The organism is Candidatus Poriferisodalis sp., assembly GCF_965237655.1.
Classification (GTDB): Bacteria; Actinomycetota; Acidimicrobiia; order Acidimicrobiales; family Poriferisodalaceae; genus Poriferisodalis.
The window spans coordinates 1,474,042-1,486,763 of sequence record NZ_CBDEGB010000001.1 but is presented as its reverse complement, the minus strand read 5'-3'; the positions used below and the strand labels follow the sequence as shown (position 1 = coordinate 1,486,763).

The 12,722-nt window shown below is 66.3% G+C and carries 12 protein-coding genes and 1 pseudogene; 6 read left to right on the top strand and 7 right to left on the bottom strand.

Annotated elements, in window-relative coordinates; translation table 11 throughout:
* Positions 1-165 precede the first annotated feature (165 nt).
* The 3 genes and pseudogenes from ACPXYO_RS07200 to ACPXYO_RS07190 form a co-directional block, all read left to right on the top strand.
* Positions 166-468: pseudogene (locus ACPXYO_RS07200) on the top strand (AAA family ATPase); the annotation flags it as partial.
* 346 nt (positions 469-814) lie between these two features.
* A complete protein-coding gene (locus tag ACPXYO_RS07195) occupies positions 815-1,393 on the top strand; it encodes a DUF4143 domain-containing protein (RefSeq protein ID WP_423918243.1) in 579 nt (192 codons plus the stop codon).
* 474 nt (positions 1,394-1,867) lie between these two features.
* Entirely contained in the window at positions 1,868-2,188 is a 321-nt protein-coding gene (locus tag ACPXYO_RS07190) for a hypothetical protein (RefSeq protein WP_420446678.1), read from the top strand.
* A gap of 74 nt (positions 2,189-2,262) precedes the next feature.
* On the opposite strand, the gene ACPXYO_RS07185 is transcribed toward ACPXYO_RS07190, so the two are convergent.
* The 4 genes from ACPXYO_RS07185 to ACPXYO_RS07170 form a co-directional block, all read right to left on the bottom strand.
* Positions 2,263-3,027: an alpha/beta hydrolase family protein gene (locus ACPXYO_RS07185; RefSeq protein ID WP_423918240.1), complete on the bottom strand. Its 765-nt coding sequence runs from the start codon at positions 3,025-3,027 to the stop codon at positions 2,263-2,265.
* 62 nt (positions 3,028-3,089) lie between these two features.
* Positions 3,090-3,311 carry a hypothetical protein gene (locus ACPXYO_RS07180; protein ID WP_423918238.1) on the bottom strand — a complete coding sequence of 74 codons (222 nt, stop codon included), beginning with the start codon at positions 3,309-3,311 and terminating at the stop codon, positions 3,090-3,092.
* Between the two features lie 84 nt (positions 3,312-3,395).
* On the bottom strand, positions 3,396-3,851 hold the full coding sequence (locus tag ACPXYO_RS07175; RefSeq protein ID WP_423918235.1) for a hypothetical protein: 456 nt from the start codon (positions 3,849-3,851) through the stop codon (positions 3,396-3,398).
* Between the two features lie 67 nt (positions 3,852-3,918).
* Positions 3,919-5,031: an acyl-CoA dehydrogenase family protein gene (locus tag ACPXYO_RS07170; protein WP_423918232.1), complete on the bottom strand. Its 1,113-nt coding sequence runs from the start codon at positions 5,029-5,031 to the stop codon at positions 3,919-3,921.
* 270 nt (positions 5,032-5,301) lie between these two features.
* Here ACPXYO_RS07170 and ACPXYO_RS07165 point away from each other — a divergent pair, with 270 nt between their 5' ends.
* Together ACPXYO_RS07165 and ACPXYO_RS07160 are read left to right on the top strand one after the other, a co-directional pair.
* A complete protein-coding gene (locus tag ACPXYO_RS07165) occupies positions 5,302-7,062 on the top strand; it encodes a molybdopterin-dependent oxidoreductase (protein ID WP_423918229.1) in 1,761 nt (586 codons plus the stop codon).
* Between the two features lie 154 nt (positions 7,063-7,216).
* Positions 7,217-7,858, top strand: a complete 642-nt coding sequence (locus tag ACPXYO_RS07160; RefSeq protein ID WP_423918226.1) for an MBL fold metallo-hydrolase — start codon at positions 7,217-7,219, stop codon at positions 7,856-7,858.
* Positions 7,859-7,896: 38 nt separating this feature from the next.
* On the opposite strand, the gene ACPXYO_RS07155 is transcribed toward ACPXYO_RS07160, so the two are convergent.
* From ACPXYO_RS07155 to ACPXYO_RS07145, 3 genes are read right to left on the bottom strand one after another with little or no spacing between them, the layout of a single operon-like run.
* The gene (locus ACPXYO_RS07155; RefSeq protein ID WP_423918223.1) at positions 7,897-8,718 is read right to left on the bottom strand and encodes an ABC transporter permease; all 822 of its coding nucleotides are present in this window, start codon (positions 8,716-8,718) and stop codon (positions 7,897-7,899) included.
* Entirely contained in the window at positions 8,715-9,800 is a 1,086-nt protein-coding gene (locus ACPXYO_RS07150) for an ATP-binding cassette domain-containing protein (RefSeq protein ID WP_423918221.1), read from the bottom strand. The genes ACPXYO_RS07155 and ACPXYO_RS07150 overlap by 4 nt, the downstream gene beginning before the upstream one ends.
* A 51-nt stretch (positions 9,801-9,851) precedes the next feature.
* Complete coding sequence (locus ACPXYO_RS07145) at positions 9,852-11,303, bottom strand: amidase (RefSeq protein WP_423918218.1); 1,452 nt, start codon at positions 11,301-11,303, stop codon at positions 9,852-9,854.
* A 39-nt stretch (positions 11,304-11,342) separates the two neighbouring features.
* Between ACPXYO_RS07145 and ACPXYO_RS07140 the strand changes: the two genes are divergently transcribed.
* The gene (locus ACPXYO_RS07140) at positions 11,343-12,716 is read left to right on the top strand and encodes a M20/M25/M40 family metallo-hydrolase (RefSeq protein WP_423918216.1); all 1,374 of its coding nucleotides are present in this window, start codon (positions 11,343-11,345) and stop codon (positions 12,714-12,716) included.
* Positions 12,717-12,722 lie beyond the last annotated feature (6 nt).

The window sequence follows — 12,722 nt, the reverse complement described above, 5'->3', positions numbered from 1 at the left end:
CCGGACCGGTCAGCGGTCAGCGGTCAGTCGAGGATCACGGCGGGAACTGCCTCAAAATCACGGTAGAAATGCCTGCAATTTCACGGTAGTGTTGCTGGGACTGGCGTTGGAGCCTGCGTGACGACACTGATTGAGCGACGTATCGAGGACATCGCGCAGCAGCGAATGGGCGAGAACCCGGTGCTGCTGCTGCAGGGGCCGCGTACTGTCGGCAAGTCGACGCTGCTGCGCGCCCTCGCCGAACGTCACGACGCTCAGGTGGTCGACCTCGACGATCCGGCCATGCGCGAGGCCGCATCGGACGATCCGGCCCTGATCGTGTCCGGACCGGGCCCGCTGTTCGTGGACGAGTACCAACATGTCCCTGAACTGCTTGACGCGATCAAGTCCCAACTGAATCGCGACAGCTCGCCAGGCCGTTTCGTGCTTGCAGGGTCCACACGGTTCACCGCGCTGCCGCTCGTATCGCAATCGCTCACCGGACGCCTGCACCGCATTGAGTTGCACCCCTTCTCCCAAGGCGAGATCGACGCCAAACACGAGTCCCTGATCGAGATGCTGTTCGAAGACCCCGCCACAGCGGTGAGCTCGGCACCGTCCACGACAACGCGAGACGACTACGCCGAGCGCATCTCCCAGGGCGGCCTTCCTCTGGCGCTAGTTCGCTCGGGCGCCGCGCGCGACCGCTGGTTCGACGACTTCCTCGCTCTGTGCCTTGAACGTGACCTGCTCGAACCGGGCCGGGTGCGTCAGCCCGAGCGCGCTCGCGCCGTTGCTCTCGCGCGTCGCAGCCCAGACCGCGCAGGTGCTCAACATGTCTCGCGCCGGGGACGACGTCGGGCTCGCAGCCTCCACGGCAGCCGACTACATCAGGCTCTTCGAAGCCAGCTTCCTCGTCAGGCTGCTCCCCGCATGGGGTCGAACACAGCGAGCCGTCATCTCGAAGCGGCCCAAAGCGCATATGGTCGATTCGGGCGTCGCGGCGCGGCTGTTGCGCCTTCCCCCAGAGAAGCTGGGGCGCCTCGACCCGGCCGTGCTACAACAGTTCGGTCACCTCGTTGAGACGTTCGTGGTGGGAGAAGTACTCAAGCAGGCGTCATGGCTGGAGCATCGCCCGAACGTCGGCCACTGGCGAACCCGCGATGGCACCGAAGTCGACCTGGTGCTCGAAAGCGGCTACGACGGCGCCGTCGTGGGCATCGAGATCAAGGCAGGCAGCCGGCTGCGGCCGGCCGACCGTCGCGGACTCACGAAGCTGCGGTCGATGGTGGGCGACCGTTTCCGAGCCGGCGTCATCTTCCATACCGGCCCCTACTGCGCACGCTTGGACGACACCGGCCGCCTGATCGCACTGCCCATCGATCGCCTCTGGACCCCGATCGAGTCCAAGTGACCGACAATGACATCTGACGCCATCGGCGGTGCAGATCGGCCGAGATGGGCGGGCCAGTGGACGGGGTGAGAGGGCCAATAGGCGGGGACGGGAGAGCCAGTGGACGGGACCGAGGGCTGGTCCGCTCCATCGCCAACATGATGATCGCCCGCCACCCCGCCCAGTCGGACTGACGTTGTAGTGCAGTATCATTATTTTTCAATCTATTATAATAAATTTTATGAAGTCACGGATCCACCCAAACAAGGAGATCCGCAAAGCGCTTCGCGAAATCGAGCGAGCAGGGTGGAGCATCGAGCTCGCGACGGGCCGCTCAGCGCACAGATGGGGTACGGCCTACTGCCCCGTCCGAAATCCAGACTGCACGACGGGCATCGCCGGATCGCCTCGGGTACCCGAGAACCAGGCGAGTAGGCTCAGAAAGAGTCTCTTGCGCTGCGAGTGCAAGGCATCAGACCCCGCGAGGAGATCGTGATGGACAGGCGCAGCGTCCACTACTTTGAGCTAGAGACTGACCGCACCGTCGACCTCTTGGACGACGCCTGTTTCGATGCGCTCTACGAGGCAGGCTGTGACGACGCCCTCATCGGCCACTACAGACTCGACTTCGCGCGTGAGGCGGAATCGCTGGAAGCGGCGCTCTCGTCGGCCAAGGCCGACGCGGAGTCGGTAGCAGGCGTTCGCATTGTGGCGGCCAAGATTGGCGCCGACGACATCGACTTCACACCGTCGCCGGACGGCCCGGCCGTGTTGAATGCACCAGCTTCAGCCGAGAGCCGAGCCGTCGCGATCTAGCTGAGGGCAGTTCCGCAAGAGTCCACACGGCCCTACAGATCGCGTCGGCGCACCGCTCAGCAGGGCGCAGCGTTCTAGGCGTACTGGGCAGCGGCTTGGTGCTCCAGCCAGCCCAGCAGGATGGCGACGGCTCGGGGGTCGTGGCGGATGCGGTGATCTGCCCCCGCGATGAGGCGCAGCTCAGCACTGGGGTGCAGCGAGGCGAGGTGGCGGGCCTCTTCGTAGGGCACCTGCCGGTCATTGATGCCGTGCAGGATCAGCAGCGGCCGGTCGGTGAGCCGCTGCACTGCGTCCACCGCCCTGTTCTGCTTCAACTCGCGGTTCCACGCGCTTGGCGAGCGCGGGAAGTCCTCGGACCTGATGACACCGACATTGCGGCAGTGCGCCAGGAAAGCCTTGGGGTCGCCTGCCCAGTCGTCGAAGTCGGCCCTGGGCGCCATGGCTGCCACGCCGCGCACCCGGGGGTCGCGTGCAGCAGCAAGGATGGCCACCGAGCCCCCGGTCGTGGAGCCCACCAGCCACACACCGCGGCAGCCGTCTTCCAAGACGTGCTCGATCGAGCGCCCGACATCGTCGATCCATCCGAGCAGGGAAAAGTCGCCGTCGGACTCGCCGCAGCCCCGCATGCTGACCGCGAGCACCGTCCAGCCCTGTGCTTCGGCAATGCGCTCCGCGAAGAGCTGGTACGTGCGGTTCGGTATGCCAGGTCGCTGCTTGGAGGGGAAACCGTGACACAGCACCACCGCCGGTCCGCTTCCCGTCGAGCGTGACGGCCGAACCATCAACGCCGCAAGATGCGGGCTGCCCTCGATCGTGATCTCGGTGACGGTGGTGCTCACCGCGCTGCGTTTCGACCGGGGCGGCGCGACGGTAGCGCCGTAGGGGGGGGCATCGGCGACTCCTAGCGACAGAGCCGCGACAGCCGATAGCCGCGGTTGCGCGCTTCAGGCAGCTCGTCGGGTCCGAAGGTGGCGTAGGACTGCGCCGTCACGATGTCGGCAACGGCCGCAGCCAGCTGTTCGTCAACGGCGGGATCGTCTGTTGTCACTTTCATGTCGTAGACGATCTGGTTGCGCTTGTCGCCGACGAATCGACAGCCGGCGAGCTCCCTCGGGATGTCCATGTTCACATTCTGCCGTCCAGCGCACGCTCCCCTCGCCTGAGCTGTGGCCAACATGGCCCGAACGGGAGAGATTCGGCCCAAGACTCAGCCACCGTCGGGGGAGACGGCGGCGAGGGCGCCGATCCGGCGCAGGTATTCCAAGTGCGCGTCCACGACGGCGTAGACCTGTTCGAGCGTCACTTCGAGGCCATCGCGACGGACGGAGCGGTACAGGTCGGCCGCAGACGAACGATCCTCGGTGATCGTCGTGCTCGCGTCACTGGCAGTCCCGTCGGTGTCGCCTGCCGCGACGCCAGCCGACTCAGCGGGACCGAACTGCAGCTGATTGAGATGCTGCCGAAGCAGCGCTTCAAGCTCGTCGGCGTCCAGCGAGGCAGCGATGTCGAACGGCAGCAGATCGGAGACGAACTCCGCTGCCTCGGCGAGACGCCACACCGGCTCTCGTCGCTGGCGGCCAAGCCGCTGAGCCTGCGTGCCGACGACGCCCGCGGCGACGACGAAGCCGATCACCAATGAGATGACGATGACCGTGACGATCACCGATGCCTCCTCGGTCTCAAACGTGTCATGCGGCGCACCGGCCGCGTTGCGTTCTGTGTTGTCTGGTCTACAGGCCGATGCGCTGCGCCAGCTGCTCCCGGTGGTACGCGGGATCGCCGAAGATCAGCTCGGAGCTCTTCGCGCGCTTGAAGTAGAGGTGCGCAGGGTGCTCCCAGGTGAAGCCGATGCCGCCGTGGATCTGGATGTTCTCCGCGGCACAGTGGAAGTAGGCCTCGGAGCAGTACGCCTTGGCCAGCGATGCCACCGATGGCAGCTCGTCATTCATCTCTGCGGCGCACCACGCGGCGTAGTACGCAGCCGACTTGGCCGACTCGACCTCGAGCAGCATGTCGGCGCACTTGTGCTTGATGGCCTGGAACGAGCCGATCGGACGACCGAACTGCACGCGGTCCTTCGCGTACTGCACCGCCATGTCGAGCACGAATTGCGCACCGCCCACCTGCTCGTTCGCGAGGGCCACAGCAGCGAGGTCGAGCACTCTTTCGATGTAGGCGAAGTTGTCGGTGTCGCACAGGTGCTTCCCAGGCGTGTTGTTGAATGAGATCCGGGCCTGCTTGCGGGTCTGGTCCATCGTGGCGAGATTCTCCCGGCTGAGGCCAGCCGCATCGCCCGCGACTGTGAACAGGTGAATGCCGCCGTTGCAACGGGCCGCCACGATGAACAAGTTCGCTGTGCCGCCGTCGGTCACAAACATCTTCTCGCCAGTGATGGTCGCCGAGTCGCCCGTGTCGGTGGCCTCTACCTCGATGCCCTCGGCATCCCAGCGACCGTTTGCCTCGGCCAGGGCCAGCGTTGCGATGATCTCGCCGGAGGCGATGCCCTCGAGCAGCTCTTCCTTGGCCTTCTCATTGCCGGAGTGCAGGATGGCGTTGCCGGCCAGCACCACGGTGGAGAAATAGGGCGAGCACAGCAGGCTGCGGCCCATCTCTTCCAGCACGATGCCAAGCTCCACGTAGCTGGCACCCTGCCCGCCGTATTCCTCGGGGATGATCAGCGCCTGCAAGCCGAGCTGTTCGGCCATCTGCGACCAGACGGCAGTGTCGTAGCCGTCGTCGGTCTCCATCAGCTCGCGTACGGCGGTCTCCGGGGACTTCTCCTCAAGGAACGAGCGGACAAAGTTGCGGAGCTCTTCCTGCTCCTCGGTGAATGCGAAGTTCACGGACACGCCTCCGGGCCGGGTGCAGCCAGTGCAATCTGATCACCGGTGCAATAGTCAGGCGAAGTTCTATCACCCAGACACAGGAACGGCTCAGTGCGACTCACGCAGACGGCGTGGAACCTGCAGCGCGAGCCGGGCGTTAGCTTTCGTGACGAGCTTCCCGCATACAAGCGAGGCGGATCGCAAGGCTGATCCGCAAGCGAACATGACTCAACAACGACAGCCCATTCGCCACAGTTCGGGCAATGCGGCCAGCGAGGCGGTGCAGCAATGAGCGACGGGTCCAGCCAGACCCCAGACGCGGATACGCCGGAAACGGACACGGTCGCGTCGGCCGCATCGAATGGCGGCGCGGTGCGCCGGCTTATCGGGCGGCCAGGTGCCGGTGCCGGTTTGCTGGCCGGCATTGCGGGTGCCGCCGTGGCGTTGGCGTTCGGGGAGCTGATCGACGGACTGGTCGACACGATCCCGTCGCTGGTGGTCGCCGTCGGCGAGGCGTTGGTGGACTACTCGCCTGACTGGGCCGTGAAGCTGAGCATCGAGTTGTTCGGCGAAAAGGACAAGGCGGTGCTGGCGATCGGCATCGTCGGGGTCTCGCTGTTCATCGGCGGCCTGCTGGGCGCCTGCGCCATGGCGTCACGCCGACGCTGGGTGCCGTTCGCAGGCTTCGCAGCGTTCGCCGTCATCGGCGGATGGACTGCAGCCCGCAACCCGATGAGCCCGTTCGTCGGCTCGTGGATCGTTGCCGTGATCGCAGCAGCGCTCGGCTACGTCACGCTGAGAATGCTGTTGCGATTTGCCCCAGCCCACAGTCCCCCACACAGCGACGATCAACCGCCCCTCGAATCTGCCGCTGGGGAAGCTCCGGATCCGGCTCCCGATGCCAGCCGACGGGCGTTCCTGCTCGGCGTCGGCGGCGCCGGCGTGGCGGCTGTAGGCCTTGTGGCGCTGGGACGGGGCGTACGCGGCCCCTCGGCGGCGGAGACCGCCCGGGCCAACGTCAACCTGAATCCGTCCGCGCCCCCCACCACCGCTGCCGCCGCAGGCGCCGCAACCGCAGCAGAGACAACCGCCACGACTGCGGCCCGCCGATCAGCAGCCGCCGAGGTGGCCGCGCTGGACACGCTCGACGAGGTCGCCGGCATCTCTCGCTACCTGACGCCCAATGACGACTTCTATCGGATCGACACGGCGCTGACGGTGCCGCAGGTCGACCCGGCCAACTGGAAGCTCCGCTTTACCGGCATGGTCGACAACCCCTACGAGCTGACCTTTGACGAGATCTTGGCGATGGACCTGTCCGAACACGTCATCACGCTGTCGTGCGTGTCGAATCGTGTCGGCGGCACGCTCGTCGGCAACGCCATCTGGACCGGCGTGCCGCTGGTGGACCTGCTCGACCGGGCAGGGGTGCAAGACGGTGCCGATCAGGTCGTCGGTCGCTCGGTGGACGACTGGACCGCTGGATTCCCGACGAGGGTCCTGCGCGACGGCCGCAACGCAGTGCTGGCTGTCGGCATGAACGGTGAGCCGTTGCCCACCGCACACGGCTTCCCTGCCCGCCTGGTGGTGGCGGGCTTGTATGGCTACGTGTCAGCGGTGAAGTGGATCGAGGAGATCCACCTCACCACCTGGGACGCCTTCGATGGCTACTGGGTGCCGCGGGGATGGTCCAAGCGGGGGCCCATGAAGACGCAGAGCCGCATCGACGTACCCGGCAACGGCGACCGGCCTGTCGCCGGAACTCCGACCGCCATTGCAGGTATCGCCTGGGCGCCGACTCGAGGCATCAGCACTGTCGAGGTACGCATCGACGACGGCCCGTGGCAGCAATGCGAGCTGGGCGAGGCGCTGGGTGACGAGAGCTGGGTGCAGTGGCACCTGGCCTGGACGCCCACCGCAGGCACGCACTCGCTGCAGGTTCGGGCCATCGACGGCACCGGTATGACGCAGCCCGAGGGTCCCAAGGACGTCCGGCCCGACGGCGCTGAGGGCTGGCACCGGGTCGCCGTGCGCGTGGACGCAGCCTGAGCCAACTCCAGCGAGGAGGTTCGCCCATCCGCGCTGACTCCGAGAGGCGAAGCCGTGGCCCGAGCGGCCCGTGAGCGCAGCGAACAAGAGCGGGGAGCAATGGGTTCGTCAGCGAGGAGGTTCGCCCAACCGCGCTGCCTCTTAGGATGCGGTCATGGCATTGCACTGGTCCGGCACCGGCATCGAGGTCCACAAGCACGTCGTGCGTCCCGTCGATGGCGACTTGCCGCAAGGCTTCCCCGACGACTTCGACAACAACGTCTTCACCATTCGCTGCACCGAAACCGGCGAAGCGCTGCTCATCGACGCCGCGAACGAGCACGAGCGGCTGCTCGAGGTGTGCCAGGCGCTCGGCGTGACCAAGGTTGTCGAGACGCACGGTCATTGGGATCACATACAGGCGGTCCCGGCCATTCGCGATGCGGGCATCGAGGTCGGCATTACTTCCGAAGACTCGTCGATGCTGCCGAGTTACGACTTCATTCTCGAAGACGACTCGGTCATTGAGGTGGGTCGCCTGCGGATCCGCACCATCCACAACCCCGGTCACACCGCTGGCTCCATGAGCTTCCACATCGTGGGCACGCCGCTGCTGTTCTCCGGCGACACGCTCTTCCCGGGCGGACCCGGCGCAACGGGATTCGGCGGCGACTTCGATCAGATCATCCGCAGCATCGAGGACCGGATGTTCTCGGCGTTCGGGGGCGACACGATGGTGCTGCCCGGTCACGGCCTCGACACCACGATCGGCAACGAGTCACCGCATCTGCAGGAGTGGATCGACCGAGGCTGGTAAGCCGCTGGGTCTCACACGTCGCTACGCGGCGGCCGTGTCTAACCCGTCGCCACCCGGCGGCCGAGCGACCTGAATGCGATGTAGAAGGTCACGATGGCGAGCCCCACGATTGAGGCGGCTCCCTTGAGGATCATGAGCCCGTCCCAGCCTTCGAACAGGATCGCCCGCATCGCCTCCATGAGATAGGTGACCGGGTTCCACGCCGCCACCGTGCGGAGCCAGCCTGACATCAGCTCTCGAGGCAGGAATGACGGCGTCAGGAACGCGAACGGGAAGAAGATCAAGAACGACGAGTTCACCGCCGCCGGATTCCCGGTTCGTAGCGCAACCGTGTAGGGGATGCCGCTGTACGCAATGCTCCAGGCAATTGCGAGCAGCAAGAAGACCAAGAACCCCAAGAAGCCGGTCTCGAACCACACCCCGAAGGCGAGGCCCATCGCGACCACGAACAGGGCCAGTCCGAGCGCCATCACGATGTCAGCCACCATCAGCCCGAACAGCAGCGTGGACCGGCGAATCGGCGTTACGAGCATCCGGTCGAGATAGCCGGACTGAATGTCGATCACGAGCACGCTCGCCCGAGAAATGCCCGTGACAGCAAAGATGATCGCGACCGGAAGCTGGAACGCCCGGTAGTCGAGGCCGACATTGCTCCCCGAAGGCGCCTGACCCTCCACGAACGACTCCAAGGCGCCGGTATTCACGACAAAGAAGAAGACGGGGATGATCAGCGCTGGGATCAGGTACTCGGGTTCGCGCACCACGCTTCGGACAGCCCGCCTGGAGATCGTCGCTATGTCGGTCAGGAAGCCGACGCCGTGGGTCAGGCCTCCCCCCGGGGCGACAGCGGCTTCGGTCATGACCCGTCTCCCGCTGCGGCGTGCACGCCGTCGGGGTGTGTGCCTGGAGCGACCGAATCGGCCTGGTCTGCCGCAGCCTCTTCGGCTGCGGCTGTGCTCTCTGCCGCAGCCTCTTCGGCTGCGGCCATGCGGTAGCCCGTCGCCTGCAGGAACACGTCGTCCAGCGAGGGTGTCCGCACGGTGAGCGCTGTTGGATGCACGTCGGCACCGGCCAGTGCCACAGCGACGGCACCGACGAGCCCCGCGCCATCCGAAGTCGCAATGGTGATGCCGTGGCGACCCGCAGTCACATCGTCAGCCTGAGGCACGGACTTCGCAGCCTCCGCCGCGCGAGCGATGACTTCGGGCTCGAGATCCACCACGATCACGTCGGCGCCCACGGCCCGCTTCAGCTCGGTGGGCGTGCCCTGTTGCACGATGCGCCCGTCGGCCAGGATCGCCACCCGATCGGCCAGCACATCGGCTTCTTCCAGGTATTGCGTCGTCAGGAAGACCGTCACGCCCAGCTCGTCATTGAGGCGGCGCACCTCGTCCCACACCTGGGTTCGGCTCACAGGGTCGAGGCCCGTTGTGGGCTCGTCCAAGAAGATCACCTCAGGGGCGTGGATCAACGACGCCGCTAGGTCCAGCCGCCGTTTCATGCCGCCGCTGTAGGTGGAGATACGGGCATCGATGGCGTCGCCGATGTCGGCGAGGTCGATAGCCCGCTCAATGGATGCAGCCCGGTCGGCGGGGCGCAGCCCATAGAGCCGGGCCTGCAGGTCAAGGATCTCGCGGCCGGTCTGCTTCTCGTCGAGCGCTGCGTCTTGCATGGCGACGCCGATGCGGATCCGCACCTCACCGGGGCTCTTCGCCACGTCATAGCCGGCGACCCTGGCGGTGCCCGCCGTCGGGCGCAGCAGCGTGCACAGCATTCGCACGGTCGTGCTCTTGCCGGCGCCATTCGGTCCCAGAAAGCCGAAGATCTCACCTTGGCGGACCAGCAGATCAACGCCGTCGACGGCCCTTTTAGAGCCGAAGTCGCGGACGAGTCCATGGGCCTCAACGGCCGTTACTGACCCGTCAGACGTCGCCTCAGACACGGGCGGCAGGCTACCGAGCCGCCTGCCGAGCAGACGGACGCTCTCGGGGGTTCAGGATGTTGGGGACAGCGGCGGGAGCACGTCGATGTGGCGGGTGACGGACTCCCAAGCGTGAGCGAGTTCAAGCACTGAGCGGTCGGCGCGATGGCGGCCGACCAGCTGCAGGCCGACGGGCAGGCCGTCAGCCGTGAAGCCAGCCGGCACTGAGATGGCGGGGTGGGTCGTGACGGTGATGTCGCTGCACGAGCGCATCCAGTCGATGTAGGTCTCGAATTCGACCCCGTCGATTTCGGTGGGGTATTCGACCTCGACATCGAAGGGCGGCACCTGGGTAGTCGGGCACGCAAGGAACTCGAAGCCGCCATCGGCAGGGGACATGAACGCATCGACGCCGGCGAATAACTGGGTGTGGCGGCGGCAGGCGTCGGCGTACTCGCTGATGGACATGGCGAGACCCTGTTCGATGTTCCACGCCACGGTGTGTTTCAGCTGGTCCCGGTACTGCTCCAGCAGCGGCCCGAAGCCGACAGCGAACAGCCACGCCCGCCGGGCCTGGAAGATCTGCGGGGCATCGGACAGGTCCGGCCAGGCCTCGACGACCTCGCAGCCCAAGTCGCTGAGCACATCAGACACGTTCGCCGTCGCGGCCCGCACCGCAGGATCGATGGGCAGTCCGCCCGCATCGGGCGACCACGCCACCCGCACGCCGCGCAGATCTCGCTCCAACGAGCCTGCAAAGACCTCCGGCGACTCCTGGTTCGACACCGGCGAGCGGTCATCGGGGCCCGCCAGCGCTCGCAGGAAGAACGCCACGTCGGTCACGGTCCGGGCCATCGGGCCTTCGACCGCCAACGGGAACCAAGCGTCCTGCGAGGTGGTTGACGGCACCCGTCCTGGGGATGGCCGGAAGCCCACGATGTTGCAGAACGCGGCAGGGTTGCGCAGCGAGCCACCGAGGTCCGAGCCGTCGCACAGCGGCAGCATCCGGGTAGCCAGTGCAACCGCTGCTCCCCCGCTGGAACCGCCGCACGTCTTGGTGAGGTCATAGGGGTTGCGGGTGATGCCGAACACCGGATTGAACGTGTGCGAGCCGGCGCCGAACTCGGGTGTGTTGGTTTTGCCCACCATGACTGCCCCCGCCTGGTGCTGACGCTCGACCACCAGCGCATCGATGTCCGGCACGAAGTCTGCGAACAGCGGCGAGCCCAACGTGGTGCGAACACCGGCGGTGAGCGCCAGATCCTTGTGCGCCACCGGCAGACCATGCAGCAACCCGAGCGACTCGCCGCGGGCGTGGGCTTCATCGGCCGCAGCCGCCCGCTCGGCGGCCAGTTCGGGCGTGAATGTCACAATCGCATTCACGGCCGGATTGACCTGGCTGATGCGTTCAAGGTGTGCCGCGAGCAATTCTCGCGCCGAGATTTCACCGTTCGCCAGCATCGCCGCCATCTGCGTCGCCGTCAGCCCGCAGATGCCCGCTTCGTCCCCAAAGCTCGTGTCCATCGGGTCATTCGACCACAGGCACCGCCTAGGTTGCAGCCCATGAGCCAGTCATTTGCTGCAAGGACCAGCGACGAGAATCGCCGCACCGGCCAAACCGTCGAGCTGCTGCAGACCCTGATCCGCAATGAGTGCGTCAACTACGGCACAACGGAGTCCGGGGGCGAGGTTCGCAACTCCGACACCATTCAGGCCTACCTGGAGGGTGCAGGCCTGGATCTTGAGGTGTTCGATGCGGCTCCGGGCCGGCGGTCGCTCGTCACCCGCATCGAAGGCAGCGATCCGAATGCGTCCACCCTGTGTCTGATGGGCCACACCGACGTGGTGCCAGTCAATCCCGACGGCTGGAGCCGCGACCCCTTCGGAGGCGAACTCATCGACGGCGAGGTGTGGGGCCGCGGCGCGGTGGACATGCTGAACCTCACATCTTCGATGGCGGTGGCATTCCGGCACATGGCCGAAACGGGCTACCGACCCAAAGGCGACCTCATCTACTTCGCCTGCGCCGACGAGGAGGCCGGCTCGGCCTACGGGGCTCGCTGGATGGCCGAGAACCACCCCGATGCGATCGGTGCCGACTATGTGCTGACCGAGAACGGCGGCCTGCACTCGGGATCATCCGATGCTCCGTTCATCAGCATGAATGTGGGTGAGAAGGGCGTGGCTTGGCGTCGACTGCGAGTGCGCGGCGTACCGGGACACGGCTCACGCCCGTTCCGGCAGGAGAACGCCCTCATCAAGGCGGCCGCCGTCGTGCATCGCATCTCGCAGTACCGGCCGCCCCCGCGGTTCCACGAGCTGTGGCGCGAGCAAGTTGACACTCTCGGAGTCGACGACGAGACCCGGGCAGTCATGCTGGACGAGGCGCTCGTCGAGGACTGGCTGGACGCCCATCCCAGTGCGTCGGTGGCGGCGCACCTGTACTCGTGCACCCACACCTCATTCTCGCCGAACGTCATCGGCGCACCCACGACCATGAAGACGAACGTCATCCCTGACCACGTCGACATCGAGGTGGACGTACGCACGCTGCCAGGCGAGGGCGCCGCGGAGGTGCAGGCGCACTTGGACGAGGCGCTCGGCGATCTGGCCGACGATGTCGAGGTTGAGATCATCATGAACGATCCGGCTTCGGTCAGCCGCGTCGAGACGCCGCTGTGGGATGCGCTGCAGGTGGCGGTAGGGCGACGCTTTCCCACAGCGCGGCTCACCCCACAGCTCATCATCGGTTTCACCGATTCCCGCGTGTACCGCGACATGGGCGCTGTGGCCTATGGGGCCGGTCTGTTCAGCCCCGATCTGGACGGCGGCGACTATGGCGCCCGCTTCCACGGCAACGACGAGCGCATCGACGTCGAATCACTCGCGCTGACCACTCAACTCTGGCTCGACGTGGTCGACAGCCTCTGGAACTAGCGTCCT

Bases quoted from the DNA above. Each gene is read 5' to 3' on its own strand.
- ACPXYO_RS07195 (WP_423918243.1), top strand. From the start codon at position 815: ATGTCTCGCGCCGGGGACGACGTCGGGCTCGCAGCCTCCACGGCAGCC.
- ACPXYO_RS07190 (WP_420446678.1), top strand. From the start codon at position 1,868: ATGGACAGGCGCAGCGTCCACTACTTTGAGCTAGAGACTGACCGCACC.
- ACPXYO_RS07180 (WP_423918238.1), bottom strand. From the start codon at position 3,311: ATGGACATCCCGAGGGAGCTCGCCGGCTGTCGATTCGTCGGCGACAAG.
- ACPXYO_RS07165 (WP_423918229.1), top strand. From the start codon at position 5,302: ATGAGCGACGGGTCCAGCCAGACCCCAGACGCGGATACGCCGGAAACG.
- ACPXYO_RS07160 (WP_423918226.1), top strand. From the start codon at position 7,217: ATGGCATTGCACTGGTCCGGCACCGGCATCGAGGTCCACAAGCACGTC.
- ACPXYO_RS07155 (WP_423918223.1), bottom strand. From the start codon at position 8,718: ATGACCGAAGCCGCTGTCGCCCCGGGGGGAGGCCTGACCCACGGCGTC.
- ACPXYO_RS07145 (WP_423918218.1), bottom strand. From the start codon at position 11,303: ATGGACACGAGCTTTGGGGACGAAGCGGGCATCTGCGGGCTGACGGCG.
- ACPXYO_RS07140 (WP_423918216.1), top strand. From the start codon at position 11,343: ATGAGCCAGTCATTTGCTGCAAGGACCAGCGACGAGAATCGCCGCACC.